The 18,097-nt window shown below is 38.9% G+C and carries 15 protein-coding genes; 5 read left to right on the forward strand and 10 right to left on the reverse strand.

What is annotated here, in order from left to right:
• Positions 1-112 precede the first annotated feature (112 nt).
• The 5 genes from IGK03_RS11975 to IGK03_RS11995 all read left to right on the forward strand — a co-directional run bounded on the left by IGK03_RS11975 (position 113) and on the right by IGK03_RS11995 (position 6,691).
• A complete protein-coding gene (locus tag IGK03_RS11975; protein WP_010713751.1) occupies positions 113-979 on the forward strand; it encodes a DUF2877 domain-containing protein in 867 nt (288 codons plus the stop codon).
• Positions 957-2,516, forward strand: coding sequence for an acyl-CoA synthetase FdrA (gene fdrA / locus IGK03_RS11980; protein WP_010713750.1), 1,560 nt, complete (start codon positions 957-959; stop codon positions 2,514-2,516). Before IGK03_RS11975 ends, fdrA begins: the two co-directional genes overlap by 23 nt.
• Complete coding sequence (locus tag IGK03_RS11985; protein ID WP_002355045.1) at positions 2,503-3,927, forward strand: DUF1116 domain-containing protein; 1,425 nt, start codon at positions 2,503-2,505, stop codon at positions 3,925-3,927. Before fdrA ends, IGK03_RS11985 begins: the two co-directional genes overlap by 14 nt.
• Positions 3,928-3,969: 42 nt before the next feature.
• On the forward strand, positions 3,970-5,151 hold the full coding sequence (locus IGK03_RS11990; RefSeq protein ID WP_101008606.1) for a hypothetical protein: 1,182 nt from the start codon (positions 3,970-3,972) through the stop codon (positions 5,149-5,151).
• 100 nt (positions 5,152-5,251) lie between these two features.
• Complete coding sequence (locus tag IGK03_RS11995) at positions 5,252-6,691, forward strand: helix-turn-helix domain-containing protein (RefSeq protein ID WP_025190593.1); 1,440 nt, start codon at positions 5,252-5,254, stop codon at positions 6,689-6,691.
• 5 nt (positions 6,692-6,696) lie between these two features.
• Here IGK03_RS11995 and IGK03_RS12000 read toward each other — a convergent pair whose 3' ends face one another.
• The 10 genes from IGK03_RS12000 to IGK03_RS12045 all read right to left on the reverse strand — a co-directional run bounded on the left by IGK03_RS12000 (position 6,697) and on the right by IGK03_RS12045 (position 17,771).
• Complete coding sequence (locus IGK03_RS12000) at positions 6,697-9,249, reverse strand: cation-transporting P-type ATPase (RefSeq protein ID WP_430602347.1); 2,553 nt, start codon at positions 9,247-9,249, stop codon at positions 6,697-6,699.
• A gap of 149 nt (positions 9,250-9,398) precedes the next feature.
• Positions 9,399-10,661, reverse strand: coding sequence for a serine/threonine transporter SstT (gene sstT / locus IGK03_RS12005; RefSeq protein WP_002359106.1), 1,263 nt, complete (start codon positions 10,659-10,661; stop codon positions 9,399-9,401).
• Between the two features lie 128 nt (positions 10,662-10,789).
• Positions 10,790-11,173, reverse strand: a complete 384-nt coding sequence (locus tag IGK03_RS12010) for a potassium channel family protein (protein WP_002355036.1) — start codon at positions 11,171-11,173, stop codon at positions 10,790-10,792.
• Between the two features lie 102 nt (positions 11,174-11,275).
• Positions 11,276-12,016 carry a tRNA pseudouridine(38-40) synthase TruA gene (truA, locus tag IGK03_RS12015; protein ID WP_049095631.1) on the reverse strand — a complete coding sequence of 247 codons (741 nt, stop codon included), beginning with the start codon at positions 12,014-12,016 and terminating at the stop codon, positions 11,276-11,278.
• Between the two features lie 243 nt (positions 12,017-12,259).
• Positions 12,260-14,041, reverse strand: a complete 1,782-nt coding sequence (locus IGK03_RS12020; protein ID WP_010707040.1) for a hypothetical protein — start codon at positions 14,039-14,041, stop codon at positions 12,260-12,262.
• A 151-nt stretch (positions 14,042-14,192) separates the two neighbouring features.
• Entirely contained in the window at positions 14,193-15,119 is a 927-nt protein-coding gene (locus IGK03_RS12025) for an anti-sigma factor (protein WP_202334911.1), read from the reverse strand.
• Positions 15,120-15,121: 2 nt separating this feature from the next.
• A complete protein-coding gene (locus IGK03_RS12030; RefSeq protein WP_025187365.1) occupies positions 15,122-15,586 on the reverse strand; it encodes an RNA polymerase sigma factor in 465 nt (154 codons plus the stop codon).
• Positions 15,587-15,725: 139 nt separating this feature from the next.
• Entirely contained in the window at positions 15,726-16,235 is a 510-nt protein-coding gene (gene gst, locus IGK03_RS12035; RefSeq protein ID WP_002370068.1) for a DinB family glutathione transferase, read from the reverse strand.
• A 39-nt stretch (positions 16,236-16,274) separates the two neighbouring features.
• Positions 16,275-17,036 (reverse strand): hypothetical protein, encoded by a 762-nt coding sequence (locus IGK03_RS12040; protein ID WP_016618057.1) that lies wholly within the window; start codon positions 17,034-17,036, stop codon positions 16,275-16,277.
• Positions 17,037-17,069: 33 nt separating this feature from the next.
• Positions 17,070-17,771: a hypothetical protein gene (locus tag IGK03_RS12045; RefSeq protein ID WP_010707036.1), complete on the reverse strand. Its 702-nt coding sequence runs from the start codon at positions 17,769-17,771 to the stop codon at positions 17,070-17,072.
• Between the last annotated feature and the right edge of the window lie 326 nt (positions 17,772-18,097).

The raw sequence follows: 18,097 nt of genomic DNA on the forward strand, positions 1-18,097 counted from the left end.
ACAAATTGTCCATTCAAACTTGTAAATCAATGTCATTTTTAGCAATTGTTTAGCGTGCTGGATTCTTTTATTATGAATTCGTGAAAGCGCTATTAAAAAGGAGGTCGTTGGAATGACAAAAATTTTAGCTTATGACCAAACGATTTTATCGAAACTCCCTCATCAAACATTGACTAGTTTGCAATGTTTTACGCACGCTATTAATTATGGTCATGTAGACACCCAAGAAATTCTCTTGACCATTTCAACGCATCCCGAACATATAGCACCTAACACGATTATACTCGATGAAAAAAAACTTAGCCATTTCGCTGATTTACCTGTCCAAATTGAGCCCCTGTTTATCCGGTTAGGCCGACGACAATTAACCCTAGCCGATGCCCAAATTTGGCAACCAACGCCACTTTATTTAACACCCAGTAAAACAAAAATAGCTATTTTTTTAACGTATATTCAGCAAACTCGTTTCAATCCTTGGCAAACGCTTTTTCCTGCTTCGTCGTCAACCTTTCTTTTTGATTCTTATAGTCGGACCCAGATTCAAAAAGAAATGGTTCATTTTCAACAAGCTTGGGAGCAAAAATCTTTTAAAATAGCTCTTGATTGTTTAACGAAGATTTTGGGATTGGGGATTGGTTTAACTCCCACTGGCGATGATTTTATCACAGGATTAATTGCTAGTTTTTCTGCATTACAGCAGCTTCCCTCGAATTTCCAACAGCTGGCTGTGCTAGCCAAGGAACGAACGAATGCGGTCAGTTATGCGGAAATCCATGAAGCAGTGAACGAGCGGTTTTCTCAGCTAGTTCAGCGTGTTTTTTTATCAATTGAAAGTGGAAATACAAACGAAATGGCTCAAGCGGTTTCAGCTTTAGAGGAGGTGGGCTCAACTTCAGGAAGCGACATACTTTGCGGCATTATTTTTGGTTTAAAACTATTTTGTGAGGAGAATAATCATGACAATTCAAACAGTAATTAAAGAGAACGCCTATTTTGATTCAGTTACTTTAATGACCATTTCAACACGAGCCAATGAACTGGCTGGAGTTAAAACCGCAATGATTGGGATGGGAACCGACATGAATCTTGAAGTGATTCGGAATGTTGGTTTATATACACCCGCCTTGGATCATGTTACAACGGGCGATTTATTAATTGTTTTAGATCTTGATGACCAAGCGAACTCAGAAGAAATTTTACAGCAAGTCGACGAGTTATTTACGAAGAAAAAGAAAACCGCTTCTTCTGAAGTAACCTATAAGACGTTAGATTCAGCCCTTCATGAAGAGCCTGATGCCAACTTAGTTGTAATTTCTGTCAATGGAAAATTTGCTGCACGAGAAGCGCATAAAGCTTTAGATCAGCAAAAACACGTCATGCTCTTTAGTGATAACGTGACGGTTAACGAGGAATTAGCGTTAAAACAAAAAGCACACGAAAAAGAACTGTTTGTGATGGGTCCTGATTGTGGAACAGCGATTATTAATGGCGTTGGGTTATGTTTTGCTAACGAGGTACGTTCAGGAGATATTGGAATTGTCGGCGCTTCTGGTACGGGTAGCCAAGAAGTTAGTGTTCAAATCCATAAATATGGTTATGGGATTTCACAATTAATTGGTACTGGTGGCCGTGATTTGTCTGCTGAAATTGGTGGGCTGATGATGCTTGACGGGCTGGATGCTTTAATGGCTGACGAACAAACTAAGGCAATTTTGCTTATTTCTAAACCGCCTGCTCCAGAAGTAACAGAGAAAATTTTAAAAAAATTAGCTGTTTCAACTAAACCAGTTGTTATTTATTTTATCGGCAGTGAACAAACGGAACGAAAAATAGACAACGTCACTTTTGCTACTTCTTCTCTGGATGCAGTTCAAAAGGTGATTCAATTTAGTCAAACACAGGAAGCGGAAACCAGCCTCTATCAAAATCCGACAGGCGCAACGTTAACAGCCATCCAACAGCAACAAGCCCCTTCTCAAAAATTTGTTCGTGGGTTGTTCTGTGGTGGCACTCTTTGTGATGAACTTTTATATGCTTTAACAGAAGTCTCTGATGATGTTTATAGTAATATTCATAAAATTCCTGAACGGCAATTAGCAAATCCTGACCACAGCCAAGCACATACATTGATTGATTTCGGTGATGATCGTTTCACAGAAGGACGCCCACATCCAATGATCGATCCGACTTCTCGGATTACTCGCATTCTTCAAGAAGCCAAAGATCCTGAAGTGGCAGTTTTAGCGTTAGATTTTGAATTAGGTTATGGTTCTCACGAAAATCCTGTTGGCGTGTTAGCGGAGGCGTTAAAGGAAGCCAAAGCAATAGCGAAAGCAGATGGTCGTGAGTTAGCCATTATTGGCTATGTTTTAGGGACCGAAGAAGATCCACAAGATATTCATGAACAGCGGAAAATTTTAGAAGATTTAGAGGTTCTCGTTGTCGACAGCAGTCATCAACTTTGCGAAGCCACCAAAACTTTTGTAAAAGGAGCGAACGAACATGAGCAGAAATGATCTTTTTAAACAGCCTTTAGATACGATCAATGTAGGCATTGACTTTATTCATGAAGATATGAAAAAACAAGGGATTCCTTCACATCAAGTAAATTGGGCACCGCCAGCCAATGGTGACCCAGAGCTATTGAAATTATTGGATCAATTAAAAAATCCAACACTTTATGAAAAAATCCAACAAGCCAACGAAGAAGCGGTTACCCGCATTATTCAATCAAAACCTATTTTAGTAGGATTTGATAAAGCAATTAATGTCATGCCCGATATGACTGAAACGACCATTTTACATGCTGGGCCACCCATTACTTATGAAAATATGTGCGGACCGATGAAAGGTGCCGTTCAAGGAGCGCTTGTTTTTGAAGGATTAGCAAAAGATCTAGCTGATGCCGATCGGGTTGCTCGTTCTGGCGCGATTACGTTTTCTCCTTGTCATGAACATGATGCCGTTGGTTCCATGGCTGGCGTGACTTCTCCGAATATGTACGTTCATATTATCAAAAATGAAACGTACGGCAACACGGCTTTTACTAATTTAAGTGAACAATTGGCGAAAGTTTTACGATTTGGTGCAAATGATCAATCCGTCGTGGATCGCCTGATTTGGATGCGCGATGTTTTAGGTCCATTACTTCATGATGCCATGACTTTTTGTCCAGAAGGCATTGATTTACGCTTAATGCTTTCGCAAGCCTTGCATATGGGTGATGAGTGTCATAATCGCAATGTAGCTGGAAGTACGTTGTTAGTCCAAGCATTAACACCTTACATGGTTCAAACTGATTTTTCTCGTGAACAATTAAAAGAAGTATTTGAATTTCTTGGCAGTTCTGACTATTTTTCTGGTCCGACTTGGATGGGCGCCGCTAAATGTGCGTTAGATGCTGGGCATAATGTGGAGAATAGTACAATTGTCACCACCATGTGTCGCAATGGGGTCGAATTTGGGATTCGTGTCAGTGGGATTGGCGGAAATCACTGGTTTACGGGGCCTGCCCAACGGGTGATTGGTCCGATGTTTGCTGGTTACACACAAGAAGATGCTGGTTTGGATATGGGCGATAGTGCTATTACAGAAACGTATGGTGTTGGCGGATTTGCTATGGCAGCTGCACCAGCAATTGTCCCATTAGTTGGCGGAACAGTGGCAGAAGCATTGAATTATTCAAAAGAAATGCTGGAAATTACTACGAAAGAAAATCCCAATGTCACGATTCCTGTTTTAGATTTTATGGGGATTCCTTCAGGCATCGATGTCTTAAAAGTCTTAGAAACAGGGATGCTGCCTGTCATTAATACTGCTATTGCTCATAAAGAACCGGGGATTGGTATGATTGGCGCTGGATTGACTAATCCGCCAGCAAATGTCTTTAACGAGGCACTAAAAGCTTTAGTAGCTAAAATAAACTAATTTCAAAAACTTAGTAAAATGTCATTTTTTTGGAGCGATCATATGAAAAATAAATCGATCAATTACGAAGCCGTTTTAGCTCTTGTTGTAAAAATTTTTTTGGGAATGTTCCTGTATTGGATCATGAATGACTTTCGACATGTGTCTAACTTTTTTCCTTACAATGACGTAGTTACCAAAGTGAATCAGCAGGGATTTTACAAATTTATCTATTTTGTTATGAACTTCACGGAAGGGGAATTTTACGGTGGACTTTTTACAACGCTTTTCTTACTAATCGGTGGTCTGATTGCTTGGCAACTTTATCGGAAAAATTCAAAATGGCAGGGATTTGCAATTGCTGGTGGTTCTGGTGCTTGGCCTTGGGTACTTGCTTCTCAGCTACTTTCCCTCTTTTTAACTATTTATGTTTTTGATTTTACACGCTTTTTTACAAAAGAAGTGTTGTGGTTACCAACGTTTATTGTGGTGGTCGGCACGCCGCCAGCTTTAACGCTCGTTTATGGTCCTGGCTGGAAAAAATTAGGAACGATTTCTCTGTTGAGTGCGCTTTTCACCTTTCCGTTTGCCAATTGGCTGAATGCGCAATTGATGCCCCTTTTAAATGTACCTGGGACAGTTTCCAACGTTACCACAATGGCTTTTGTTGGCTGGATTGTTTCAGCCATCTGTCATCAACTTCCTTGGATGGTTCCTTCTGTTGCACCAATCGCTCAGAAGCGGCAAAAACAACCTAAAATTGAAAATACGCAAACCTTTCAATGGTCAATACGACGCACTTTTGCTGACTTCTCCGAAGCTTGGTTTTATGGAAATGAGTTAGTTGGAGGTTTGGTAATTCTAGGCGTTTTAACAGATTGGTTTGTCAATATTAATCATATTACAAATGGTTCTGGCTTGGTTCCTGACATTTTAATGGGACAAATGATTGCTTCGGCTGTGGGTGTTTTTCTTTATCGAAAACATTTCGCTGAAGAAGGTTGGTATCCAACATTTATGCCACTGGTCAGTATTGTTCCTGGTGTGATTTTAATGATGGGTGGTGGCTTTTGGCTTTCCCTGACCATCGCCGTTTTAGCAGGAATCAGTGCGGCCCCTGTCGGTAGCTATATTGCTAAACGATTACCTCCGTTTGTTCCTGGTGCTGTCGGCTTTGTATCAGGAATGGCTGTTGTAACCATTTTATTGTCAGCCGTTTTGCATACATTTGATATTTTTGTATAGTGAATAAAAAGAAGCGAATGACGATTCGCTTCTTTTTTTAATTGACCAATCCCCTTTTTATCCGTATTCTTAAGCAAAAGGAGGTTTTGCCATGTACTCCATGTTAAAACGTGTGATAACGGAAAAAGATTTGCTTCGGCAAATTCGTTTGTTGGAACAGTTGTTAAATGTTCCTCAGCTGACAGCCAAGCGTTTAGCCACGCAAATCCAGACGACAGAGCGAACCGTTTTTTCGGATTTACAGTATATTCGCAGTCAATTACCCGCCGACTGGTCCATTGAAACCGATAGCAGTGGTATTCGGTTACGTAATCAGGGGAATGCGCAAACCAATGAGCTTTGGTCATTATTTTTACCTCAATCCATTAGTATTCAACTATTAAAAGAGCTACTATTTACGAAAGAGTTAGTAACAACTTCTTTTTTGAGCACTAGTGGTGTTTCTTATGAAACTTTGAAGCGACATATCAAAAAAATGAATCTGGCCTTACGTGATTTTCATTTAACGATTCAACTAACCACGACGACCATTCAGCTAATTGGGGCAGAAAGCAATATTCGGATTTTTTATCACCGTTTGTTGGTGCCTTTTACTCATAATAATTATTTTTTTGACGATTATTCTATTCATGAGGAGCATTATTTTCAATTTTTGAAACAAGTTTACAGTAGTGAGTTGATGGTGGAAACGGAAGAAATTTTTGGTGCTTGTTGGTTTTTCATTAACACGATTCGCAACAAAGCCAATTGCCGAGTGAGTCAATTTTCTTTTGACTCAAAAGATGTCTTGTTTCAACTTTATCAACCGTCCTTGGCAAAGCTTTATGCTTCTGAAGGCATCTATTTGCAAGGGGAAGAAAGTTTTTTTGCCTTCTTTTGTTTCTTAGAAAGCTGGAATTACGATAATGTCTATGGCGAAACGTTGGCTTCTGCGCTCCACACTCATTACAGTCAGCTGCGAAAGTCGTTACAACAGTTTGTCACTAATTTGTCCACTGAAGAAGCCCGGCCTGATTTAATCCAAACAAATTTATTGGATAATCTGTTATTGTTATTCATTAAATATACCGAGTCCCCAACACTTTCTGAGCAATTTCAATTGGAATATCAAGAATTAATGACCGAACAAGCCGCAGAAGACCTTGCGTTATCAAAGAGCAACCAAGAACTTTTGGAGATTTTATCTCGCTACACCACGATTGAAGAACCGACTTATTTTCTTAGTTTGGCTTCTTTGTTAGAAAAACAAGCCAGTTATTCCATTCAGGCGCAAACGATGACTGCCTATTTCCTCTTTCAAGGGGAACCTGCTTGGAAAGCTTTTTTACAACAAGAATTAGCTGCTTATTTAGGTACTCGTGTGAAATTACAAGCCATTGAATATGTGGAACTAAGCCAGTTGACGTTAAATGAAGCCGACATAATTATTTCCAATTTCCCCTTGGATCATCTTGATTTTCCTGTCTTTTATCTCTCTTTAATTCCAACAAAAAATGAACTCCGCCGACTAGCAGAGCTCACTCTTCATTCTTATTTTTAAAGGAACTAGCGAGGACATTCGCTAGTTTTTTGGCTTTCTTTCGTCATGAGTCGTTTGGTTATATATTTTTCCCCTTCAACAAGGAAAAACAGACTCACAACATGGACACAAATCATTGCTAATTGAAGGCCATTTAAAGAAGTTGTGCCAATTAATTGCTGCGCTACTGGCAAGTAGACCACTAGTGCTTGTAGTAAAAAGAGGATTCCTAATGAAGCAAACAACACTTTATTTTGGAAAAATCCTGTGCTTAACGACGGATCAACCAACTTACGACAGTTGATCATATACGCTGCTTGCGCTAAGACGATACTTTGTAAGAGGAACGTTTGCTGTAAGGCTTGGCCCTCAAATTGTAACGCCATGAGGTAACCTGGTACCATAATGAGTACCGACACATAGACGATTCTAAAAATACTGTACTTTGTTAAAATGCCTTCGTTGACATCTCTTGGTGGTCGTTTCATGGTATCAGCACTCGCTTTTTCAAAACCTAATGCATAAGACAAAGTAATCGTAGTTACCATGTTTACCCATAATATCTGGACAGGTGTCAACGGTAGAGGATGATTCATTAAAAGCGCCCAGACAACAATTAAACCTTGTGCTAAAGAGGTTGGCAAGAAGAAGGTAATCGTCTTTTTCAAGTTATCAAAAATGCGGCGTCCTTCTTTCACAGCTTTAGCAATCGTATGGAAATTATCATCTGCCAAAACCATATCTGCGGCTTGTTTGGTTACTTCACTTCCTTTAATTCCCATGGCAATTCCGACATCGGCTTTCTTTAGTGCTGGCGCATCGTTCACGCCATCGCCGGTCATCCCGACAATTTCACCATTGTTTTGTAAAGCCGTGACAATTCGTAATTTATGTTCTGGCGTCGTTCGTGCAAATACATCGACTTTTTGAACGTGCTGGGCTAATTCTTCATCTGACATAGCATCAATTTCTAATCCTTCAAGGACTTTTTTCGTATGCTTTAAACCAACCTGCTCGCCAATGGCTTGCGCTGTATCTTTATGGTCTCCGGTAATCATTTTGACGGAAATACCTGCTTCTTGAGATTCTTTGACGGCTTGAATGGCACTTTCTTTTGGCGGATCGATGATGCCTGCCAGTCCAGCAAACGTCAATCCTGACAATGTTTCATGTGTCAGTTCCTGTTGTGACGTAACTGTCTTATAAGCGAAACCTAATACCCGTTGTCCTTTTTGCGCTAATTGCGCAGCTTGTGCTTGCCAAGCACCTTTTTGATTATCAGATAACATAGAAAGTTGTAACAATACTTCTGGCGCACCTTTGACATAAATAATTGAACCTTCTGCTTGCGGATGGCGAGTGGCCATGTATTTATAACTTGAACTAAACGGAATTTTCTTTTCTACAGGGCGTAAAGACAGTTGATCCTGATCAACATATTGTAGTAAAGCTAACTCGGTAGGATTCCCTTGTAAGTCGGCGATTTTTTGTTGGTCTTGTAATTTCAATTCTTGACAGTTGGCCATAATCTCTTTGACAATGGTCATTTCTTCAGTCACTACATCCATTACCGTCATTTCATTTTTAGTTAGCGTTCCTGTTTTGTCTGAACAGATAACTGTCATTGAACCTAATGTTTCAACGGAAGGCATGCCTTTAATAATCGCATTTTCTCTAGCCATCTCATGAACACCCATCGATAAAATCATCGTTAACACAGCAGGTAAGCCTTCTGGAATCATTGCTACAATTAATGCAATCATCGCAGAAAATAAGAGGCTCCATTCCATGCCATGACGAAAAGTGGTAAAGAAAATCAGAAACACGATCAAGACCATAATCCCTTGGAAAATTTGCTTGTTTAATTGGTGCATTTTCCGCACGAGCGGCGTTGTTTTTTGATCTACTGACTGCAACGCGTGATTAATTTTTCCAACTTCAGTGGAATCTCCTGTTTCTACTACAACGCCCAAGGCTGAGCCCGCTTGGACAAGAGTTCCTGAAAAAGCCAAATTCTTTTGATCGCCTGTTGGCAATTCTTCATTCAAGGAACCGGTAATTTTCTCCACGGCTTCTGATTCGCCTGTCAAAATTGATTCTTCAATCGTCAGATTATGAACATCAAATAAGCGCAAATCTGCTGGGACTACATCGCCAGCTTGTAACGTGACTACATCTCCCAGAACCAATGTTTCAGAAGAAACGGTTGTTTTTTGTCCATCAATTAGAACGACTGCCTCTTGGCCCATCATCTGTTTCAGGCCGTCTAATGATTCTTCTGCTTTACGCTCTTGCCAATAACCGACAAAGCCATTGACAAGTACCACTAGAAAAATGATACTTCCTTCGACCACTTCGCCTGTGGCAAATTTTAGAATTGCGGCAGCGAGTAAGACCACCATTAGTAAATCTGTAAAATGTTTGGCTAGCTTTTGCCACGTTTTCAGTTGTTGTTTTTCTTCAATTTTATTTGGACCATTCGTTTGTAAACGTTGCTGACGTTCTTCGCTAGAAAGACCCGTTTGCTTCGTCTTAGTCTGCTCGATTACTTTTGTTGAGGAAAGTTGATACCATTTCATTTCGTGTACCTCCTATTTACTTGATACCTTTATTATAGAGAGGATTTTCTTCACAAAATGGTCGATAATTTCAGTGGCCCCTGAAAAAAATGGGGCCGAGATTATTAAAGAAAGGAACAACCCGCATTTTAGCGGGTTGTTCCTTTCTTTTAAATATTTTCTTGTTCGACCACCAATTGACTTTTGCCAATTAACGCTTTGACATCAATACTTTCACCATTTTTACGTCGGTCTGCTAACTCAACTGAGGTGGTAAACAACAAGTCACTAGAAGAGTTCAACGCTGTTTCAATGGAATCTTGGACTACGCCGACGATAAAGCCAACGCCGACGACTTGCATGGCAATGTCATTGGAAATGCCAAACAAACTACATGCAAGCGGAATTAACAACAAGGAACCACCAGCAATTCCTGAAGCCCCACAAGCAGAAACAGCGGCGATGATACTCAACAATAATGCTAAATAGATTGGCACGGACATGCCTAATGTGTGGACTGCCGCCAATGTCATAATGGTAATCGTAATGGCTGCGCCGCCCATATTAATCGTTGCGCCTAGCGGAATAGAGACCGCATAAGATTCTTCATTTAAATCCATTGCTTTCGCCAATTCCATATTAATGGGAATATTGGCCGCAGAACTGCGTGTAAAGAATGCGGGAATCGCACTTTCCTTTAATACAAAAAAGACTAACGGATACGGATTTTGCCGAATATTCCAAAAAACAATCGCTGGATAAACGACTAAAGCAACCACGGCCATCGTACCAATTAACAATAATAATAACTGACCATACTTGGCTAACCCTGCAATGCCTGTGGTTGCCACCGAATGAAACACCAAACCTAGAATTCCAATTGGCGCAATGCCGATAATCATTTGAACGACCGTGGTAATCCCTGTTGAAAGATTGGCAATCACATCCTTGGTAGCGACCGAACTTTGACGTAACCCAATACCGATTAATGAGGACCAAAATAAAACAGATAAATAATTGCCTTCAATCATCGCTTGAATCGGATTTTGGACAACGCTTGTTAACACATTACTTAAAACATCACTAAGTTGCGTTGGGGCTGCTTGCGCTTCCTGCGCCGCCTCCAAGACAATCTTAACGGGAAACAGATAGCTTGCCGTCACGGCAACAACAGCTGCCAAAAATGTCGCTAACAGATACACAACTAAAATTGATCCAACATATGTTTTCGCCCCAGCCTTTTGTTGGGCTAGCGACGCAATAATTAAGACAAAAACTAAAATCGGCGCAATTGCTTTTAAGGCGCCCACAAACAATTCACCAAGAACGCTGATGAAGGTCCATTCAGGCACCAAGAAACCCAAGGTGGTTCCAATCACAATCCCTATCATGATTTTTTGAATTAACGATAATTTCCGAATCGCTTTGACCATTCACTTCACGCTCCTTTAAAATAAAATACAGTTTGGGACATACTACCATAATTATTAAGATAAAAAAAGAGTGTTTCTCAAAAAACTTTCATTTTTCGAGAAACACTTGGTCAACTCATCAATTTCGTCTATTTTTCTGAAGACTTTTCCGCTGAATGTTCTTTGTTTTTATGGTGATGGTGGTGATGACTTTGTTTAGAATACAAGTAGGATTTTGCTACGACCGAAATAAACATAGCCATAATCCCCAAGCCTACTGTAGCATAAACCATGGTGAAAATTTTTCCCAAGTCAGTAACTGGATGCACATCTCCATAACCAATCGTGGTTAACGTCATGAAACTTAAATATAACGAATCTAATGGCGACAATTTTTCCACTGTTGAATAAAAAATAGTCCCACTCAACAACGTAGTTGCCAGTAAAAAGAACAAGGCACGCGTGTCTTCTTTTTTTAAGATACCTAAAAAAGATGAAAATAATTTTTTGACAGAAATAAGTAAAGATAGCAAAAAAATGACCTCTTTCTATTGTTAATCTCTTCTTAACGTTAGCACTTTTTAGATGAAGTTCAACTTTTTAATTGGTGTGGTTAAAGAAAATTTATTTTTTTGTTATTTATAATACACTTCATCTAAAAATAACCCTTGTGCAGGAGCCGTTTCACCTGCGCCTTCTCGGACTTTTGTTGCGAATAATTCGTCAATTATCGCTAATTCTTTGGTGCCTGCACCAATTTCTAAAAGTGTCCCAACGAGGATGCGGACCATTTTATGCAAGAAACCATTGCCCACAAAAGTGAACTGTAACATTTCGCCGTTTCTTTCAATCGTAATCTTTTCAATCGTTCGAGTAGTCGGTTTTTTGGTTTTTTTCAATGCTGAAAAACCAATAAAATCATGGGTCCCTATTAATTTTTGGCAAGCTTGTTCCATTTTTTCTTGATCCAACGCTTTGGGAAAGTGAAAACTATGATACCGTTCAAAGGCATTAGGAATTGGGCTATTCCAAACATAGTAGCTGTATTGTTTGCCTGTGGCGTTATACCGTGCATGAAAACGTTCAGGCATTTCTGTAACTTCTTTAACAACAATATCGCCAGGTAAATATCGATTTAAAAAGGATAACATTTCGGTTGTTGTTAGTGAACTAGTCGTTTTAAAATTCGCTACTTGACCACGTGCATGTGTGCCGGCATCCGTTCTGCCTGAGCCAATAATTTCAATCGGTTCACCTGTCATTTGTGTTAAAATACTTTCAATTTTCCCTTGAATCGTTTTCTCTGAATTACCTAGTCGTTGCCAACCTGAGTATCTTTTACCATCATATTCAATGGTTAATTTTATGTTGCGCATGGGCGAAGCTCCTTCGTATTCTTTTTCTCTCTTATCATAGCAGAAATAGGTGGATTTTTCTTCTTTTCCAAGAGAGCCTGGGACAAAAATCACTTTGGATTTTTGTTCCAGGCTTAAAAATTGATAAACGGCGGGAACAAAAGCAACTCCTTCGGAAATAAGCCGAAATTCTCCAAAAATTAAAGAACAATTTTCGGAAATTCCTTCTTATTTCTCGGAGTTAAACACTTCTGTCCCGACCTCTTAGTTTAATCCTGCAATTTTCAATTCTTCAACATTCGCTGCTTTAGCATTTTCAGTCACTACGGCTTTAAATGTCACTTGGTCGCCCTCTTTTAAGAATAGCGCCAGCGGACTGTTATTAGTCGTTACGCTAAAAATGGTTTTTTCATCTTCTAGTAAAAATGAAACTACCGTTTGCGCTTCTCCAGCTACTACTGAGACACGAGCTACTTTACCTTGCATCGTTTTCAAGTTGGCTTTGTCTGTATTTTCATTGTTACTTCCTTTGGTTACTAACTCAATTCGATAAGCGTCTAATGCGCCTTGTGCCGTGTCTGCATCAATCACAATATCATTATCTACGGCGTTTATATAGACATATTTTTTGAAAATCCCTTTACTGTCCATTAGCGAAACAATCCACGTTGGCACGCCATCAATGTTATAAAGGACTGGCATACTAGCTTTCCATTTCTTTTCTGGATAAATTTTTGAAGCGATAGAAATGGCGCCATCACTATCCATAATGCCGACTTTAGTATCACGATAATACGTAACTTGGCCTGTTCGGGCATTGATTAAGGAATAACCTAAAGCGGAATCTTGGTCTTTTTCACTACTTGTAAAGTCCGTAAAATAAAGCAACTGGTTCCCTTCCTTGTTCATCATCGGCGTAATTTGTCCTGATGCATAAATACCATTTTCAGTTGGAATTTTAACATCTTTTTTGGCACCAAACATTGTCTGGTTCCACCAGCCTTGACTGTAACGACCAAAGAATTCATTTAAGCTATTCGCCGCTGAGCTAGTAATCGGCGCATCAACGAAACTTGGGGCTTTTTGACTGTCATAAACGTTAACTTCTCCTGTTGTAGCATTTAATACGGCCGTTTTAAATTCATTATAGTGCATGCGACCAGAAACCCCATACTCTTTGTAAAGCGTTTGAATATAGTAAGGATTCCCTTGGTCGTCCAGCTCTAAATTGATTGTGCCAGTTGCTGCATAACCTGGATAAGCGGAATAAATTTTTCGTGCGGCATCTTTGCCAAAGTAAGCTGAAGGAGTATAAACAATTGGTTTTTCTACAAATTCTGGCTGTGCGTTGATATCTGTTGCACTAATGATGAAATAGCCAGGTACTTCCCCCAGTTTTAGCCATTTAAAGAAGCCATTAAATTCGACTGTTGCTACATAAACATACTCGCCATTGACGACTTGTGCCGTTATACCATCCAAAGTAAACATATTGGAATTGGGAATGACAGAAAATTTCTGTAACATTTTTCGTTTCGCCGTTTGTGGTGCAATCGCAATGGGTGTTTCTTTCGCCGAAGTTAAAACTTCAGCTTTTTCTTCCGTTTTTAAAGGAATTGTTTGATAAATTTCATCAATGGAAGAAATTCTGGTAATACTACTGACAATGGTCAACAAAATCATTGCCACAACGGCAACACCCAAAATTTTGCCAGACCAGTCTTTGTTAGCCGTTTTGTTGGTATTCTTCCCTACTTCTTTGCGGCCCTTTTGGATACCAGGAACTTCGACTTTACTAGCTAAGCGTGTACTTAATAACACCCCACTAGCAATCACTGCGCCAATCAGATTAATCCATAACACGGTTGAAAGATTTTTACTTGGCAAAGTCACAAATAAAAAGATACCTAACAAGAGCAATTCCATCACCATTAATAGAATGGTCCCCTTACTCTTTTTCCCTTTATTCGCTACAATTTTGGCGCCATTCGCAACTAAGATCCCGATACCAAAAAATAACGTTAACCCAATAAAATTAAAAAACATTCACTTGCCCTCCTCATAGATAAGTAAAAAAAGTGCTCCCACGCATTGTAGAAGCACTTCCTGTGATCCATTCTATTATAACGTTTTCTATTTTTACTGACAATATCGTTGAAGCAAAATCAGTCGGAAGGCTTAGAGTTCTGAAGAACGTTTATTTCTCTGGCTGAATATAAGGAACGATAGGTGCGGTCACGCCAATTGAAGCACCACGAACAAAAGGTTCATTTTGTAAGGCTTTGAAATTTTTGGTTTGTCCGGTGAGCATGACTCCCCAAATAGGTAACTTTTCGACTTTTTTATTTTTATTTTGTTGGATAAACTTTTGGCCTTCTTGGTTGTCAGCAAACATGGGGGATTTTTCTAAGGTTTCAAAAAAGTGTTGCTTGTCGTTTTCAGGATCAAATATTTCGTTTTGATCGTCCATGCTTAATTGAAAACCATAAGGCAGCGTACCAGAAGGACCTTCTTTTTCATTAACCGTTTTGGAGTAAACATAGAGCCAAACTAAGTTGACATTGCTCGGTAACATTTTGCGGACTTCTTCATATGGATAAGGTTTATCAAAAGAAATCGCCACTTCCGCTACTTGGTTTTCCATTTTATCTAATTCACTTAATTCGTTTTTAACATCATCATAGTAATTGGTAATCGCTGGGTTATAAAAAGTTGCCACTTTCTGCTTGGTTTGTCGGTTGTATTCATAGGAATTCTTAGAAGAATAATAGCTACCAAGATAGGCTTCATTCCGGTCAATCGAATTTCTGAAAAAGCTATATCTGCTACGTAAATTACTCCACTCCACCGTGTAACCATCAATATTTTTTGAACGATTAGTTACAACTTCGCCCCCAAAAGGCGAACTATTAGCAATTACTTGGGAGTCTAATTGAGTGTTTGGTGAAGCAATCATTTCTTGATCATTAATTACTTCTAGTAGGGTATGATAGTTTTTCGTCGAAAGTTTATCCATTCCCACAAAAAAACCGACAAACAATACAGCAAAACTAACAACGGTTATGGCACCAATCACGATAAATTGTTTTCTTTTCGCTTTACGAATACTTTTTTTTAAATCCACTTCTATTCCTCCAGTTCTTTTTTTAGTTTTTGACGTGTGCGATACAATTTTTTGCGAACATTTTCAACAGATAATTCTAAAATCAACGCAATCTCGGCATACGATAATTGATAATAATATTTCAAAAGCAATAGTTCTTGTTCCTCATCTTTTAAGGAATCGATCAATAATAATAGCTCTTGCCCTTCCATTTTTTCTATTGATTGCACAGGATGGCTGTTTGCCACAAAAGTGCGTTCTCGTTTCTTTTTTCGATACATCGTAATGTAGTAATTAAATGTTACTCGGAAAAACCACGGGCGTAGATTTTCTGATGTAATTTCAGGTAATATTGAAAAAATCGTTGTATACGTTTGCGACACTGCATCTTGTGCATCTTCAAGACTTGCTCCTCGGTGAATCAAGACTTGGATGACTTCTTGCCCCAAAGAAAATAGTACTTCGTCAAAATTTGCCTCCTTTTTCATCTGATTTCTCCTTTCACTTATACAACGTTTCAACTAGGGAAAAAGTGGACAGTCCTTCGTTCATTATTTTTATGTATTTTTTCTCTCAATAAAAAATACTCCTGCTTAGGCAGAAGCATTTTTTGTTTTTTCTTATTTATCATTTTCCAATGACTAATCTTCGTGTATAAACGGCTTGCCCAGAATGCATCACTGCATCATCAATCACTGAAACTAAACGCACTTGTCTAGTCACCGGCGGGGTCCAATTTTTATCAATCACGTCTGACAATTGTTCTTCTTTGATTTGGTCTAAATAGCTTTTGGTAAGTGCCACACTGGCAGCCAAATAGTCACTAAGCAATTGCTTTTCTGCCACCACGACTTTCGCCGCTTCTTCTGGTGTGTGATGCCAGTCTTCTGTTTCATCTGGCAAATCCAAGGCAAATTTTTCTGTCCAGTGTTGGCTAAGCCATAACGGTTCACTATGATTAAGTGCGGAAATTTGTAGGTCTAATTCTCTGGCTGTGTGCCACATCAGCCAAGTAACAGACTTGATTAATGGTGCGGGCATCGTGTTTGCTTCGGCAACGGTCATTTGCGCAAGTGTTTCTTCAAAACGTTCATGCGCTCGGTCAAGAGTTTCACTAGAAAGTTGAGTGACTTTCATAAAAATACCTCCTTTGTGTTGGTGCCTGTTCTTTCGTTTCTATTTTCTATTATACTGCAAAAGAATCCGTTGTAGCTCTTTTTTGGCTGCGGTATCTGCGGAAAGGGTAAATGTTTGAATAGGCCTTCCATTTTCTTGCCGATTGCCTTTATCATCCATCTCATAAAAACCATCTGTAAAAGAACCACTACTGTGATATTCATAAATTTCACCATCATCACCAAGTAAATATTTTATAATTGGTTTTCCTAAATCAGCAACTTCATTATAGCCTGCTGCTAAAGCCGAAGTCATTACTTTATCAGACCGGCCCAAGGTGCCATCTTTCGAAGTATAAAATGTTACCCCACCCAAGGCTTGAATAGGGTAGCTATTTTGCCTAGATGGATCTTGCCGCTGAACTAAAATAGCTTGCCGATCTGGTGTTAATGCATACCAATCACCTTTACCACTCGCTCCATGATCAAAAAATCTAGTGGTAACAGCCATTCCACCAATTTCTGCTCGTTTACTAGCCCAGAGCAGAAATTCATTAGTTATTGCTCGCTTCTCTGACTCCGTATAATTCATTTCGTTTAATCTTGTTGAACTATTTTGCTGTGAACTCATTGTTTGAGGTATGGTTTTCAAACTCTCTTTACTAATTTTTGTTGTTTGGGTTGTTTTGCTGGAACTTTTTGTTTGTTTTTCAGAATTTGTCCCACCAGTAACAATAAGAAAAATAAGTAAGCCAATAATGACTAGTAGCAGTATAATCACAACAAAGAAGTATTTATTTTTTTGGTGACGATGATTAAACATACGCTTTAACTCCTTTTCTAAATCAGTGCTCTATTACTTTATAACAATCTGATCCGCCACTCGATTCATACTACTTAAATCACCCACATCAAAAAAATTTTTCCAAATTTTATTCATATTAGCTTGTCCCAAGTTTATCGCTGTTGGTTGAGCGGATGAATTATCCAGTTTCGTTTTAACAACATAATAGTAAATCATTTCCCCATCACGTCCGAACGCATAGATTTGCGAAGGAACACCGCCAACACCTTGTATATTTTTTCCAGTTGCAAAAAACATTTGATCATTTTCACTAGTGTTATCACTTAACTTACTACTTACTTTGGTTAACGTTATGGTATTCATATTGGACAAAGCAATCTCTTGAACTGATTGATTCGAATTTTCTTGAGCTGGATAGCCATTAAACCGCCATCCTGAAGGCGCACCCAAAATAACTAGCGCCGCACGTTGGCTAGTGGAGAGTTTTTTTACTGCTTCTGCAGCCACATTTTCTTCATCTGAAATAGTAGTAACTTCTGAACTACTTTCACTTTCTTGCACCACTGAGGTACTTGAATAACTGCTAACGGTCTTTGTCGAGGAAGATGGTGTTGCATCTACTTCTTCTACCGTCTTTCTTTTTAAATTTGTTTGCCCATTCACTAAGATGAATACTAATAATCCAATAATAACAATTAATAATCCAATCACTATTCCTAAATACTTGTTATTATGATGTCGATCACTTCTCATTAAAAATACTCTCCTATCATATAGAAAGGTAATATTTCCTTTCACTTATTCTACTAATGATTATTTTAACACAATCATTAAACAAAAAATGAAAAACGTCTGTTTCTTTCCTTTCATTTCTTCAAAAATAACACCCCCCTAAGTAAAAAAGAATTGACAATTCTTGTAGTTTCCCTTAGTATGTGGAAAAGTACCTTTAAGATAGTCCGAGAGGCTAACAAGGCAAAGTTCTGTAAAATTCTGTATTTTTGTATAGTGAATGATACGAGATGTCTTGCCCTTTTTTTGTGTGCAAGGCTTTTTTTGCGCGGTGCTTAATCAATTTA

The sequence above is a fragment of the Enterococcus sp. DIV2453a genome, assembly GCF_050533535.1.
Classification (GTDB): Bacteria; Bacillota; Bacilli; order Lactobacillales; family Enterococcaceae; genus Enterococcus; species Enterococcus faecalis.

What these genes read in the sequence shown, in the direction of transcription:
- truA (WP_049095631.1), bottom strand. Translation starts at nt 12,016, where the DNA reads ATGCGCAACATAAAATTAACCATTGAATATGATGGTAAAAGATACTCA.
- sstT (WP_002359106.1), bottom strand. Translation starts at nt 10,661, where the DNA reads ATGGTCAAAGCGATTCGGAAATTATCGTTAATTCAAAAAATCATGATA.
- fdrA (WP_010713750.1), top strand. Translation starts at nt 957, where the DNA reads ATGACAATTCAAACAGTAATTAAAGAGAACGCCTATTTTGATTCAGTT.
- gst (WP_002370068.1), bottom strand. Translation starts at nt 16,235, where the DNA reads ATGAAAGTCACTCAACTTTCTAGTGAAACTCTTGACCGAGCGCATGAA.
- IGK03_RS12000 (WP_430602347.1), bottom strand. Translation starts at nt 9,249, where the DNA reads ATGAAATGGTATCAACTTTCCTCAACAAAAGTAATCGAGCAGACTAAG.
- IGK03_RS11995 (WP_025190593.1), top strand. Translation starts at nt 5,252, where the DNA reads ATGTTAAAACGTGTGATAACGGAAAAAGATTTGCTTCGGCAAATTCGT.
- IGK03_RS11985 (WP_002355045.1), top strand. Translation starts at nt 2,503, where the DNA reads ATGAGCAGAAATGATCTTTTTAAACAGCCTTTAGATACGATCAATGTA.
- IGK03_RS11975 (WP_010713751.1), top strand. Translation starts at nt 113, where the DNA reads ATGACAAAAATTTTAGCTTATGACCAAACGATTTTATCGAAACTCCCT.
- IGK03_RS12045 (WP_010707036.1), bottom strand. Translation starts at nt 17,771, where the DNA reads ATGAGAAGTGATCGACATCATAATAACAAGTATTTAGGAATAGTGATT.
- IGK03_RS11990 (WP_101008606.1), top strand. Translation starts at nt 3,970, where the DNA reads ATGAAAAATAAATCGATCAATTACGAAGCCGTTTTAGCTCTTGTTGTA.
- IGK03_RS12040 (WP_016618057.1), bottom strand. Translation starts at nt 17,036, where the DNA reads ATGTTTAATCATCGTCACCAAAAAAATAAATACTTCTTTGTTGTGATT.
- IGK03_RS12030 (WP_025187365.1), bottom strand. Translation starts at nt 15,586, where the DNA reads ATGAAAAAGGAGGCAAATTTTGACGAAGTACTATTTTCTTTGGGGCAA.
- IGK03_RS12020 (WP_010707040.1), bottom strand. Translation starts at nt 14,041, where the DNA reads ATGTTTTTTAATTTTATTGGGTTAACGTTATTTTTTGGTATCGGGATC.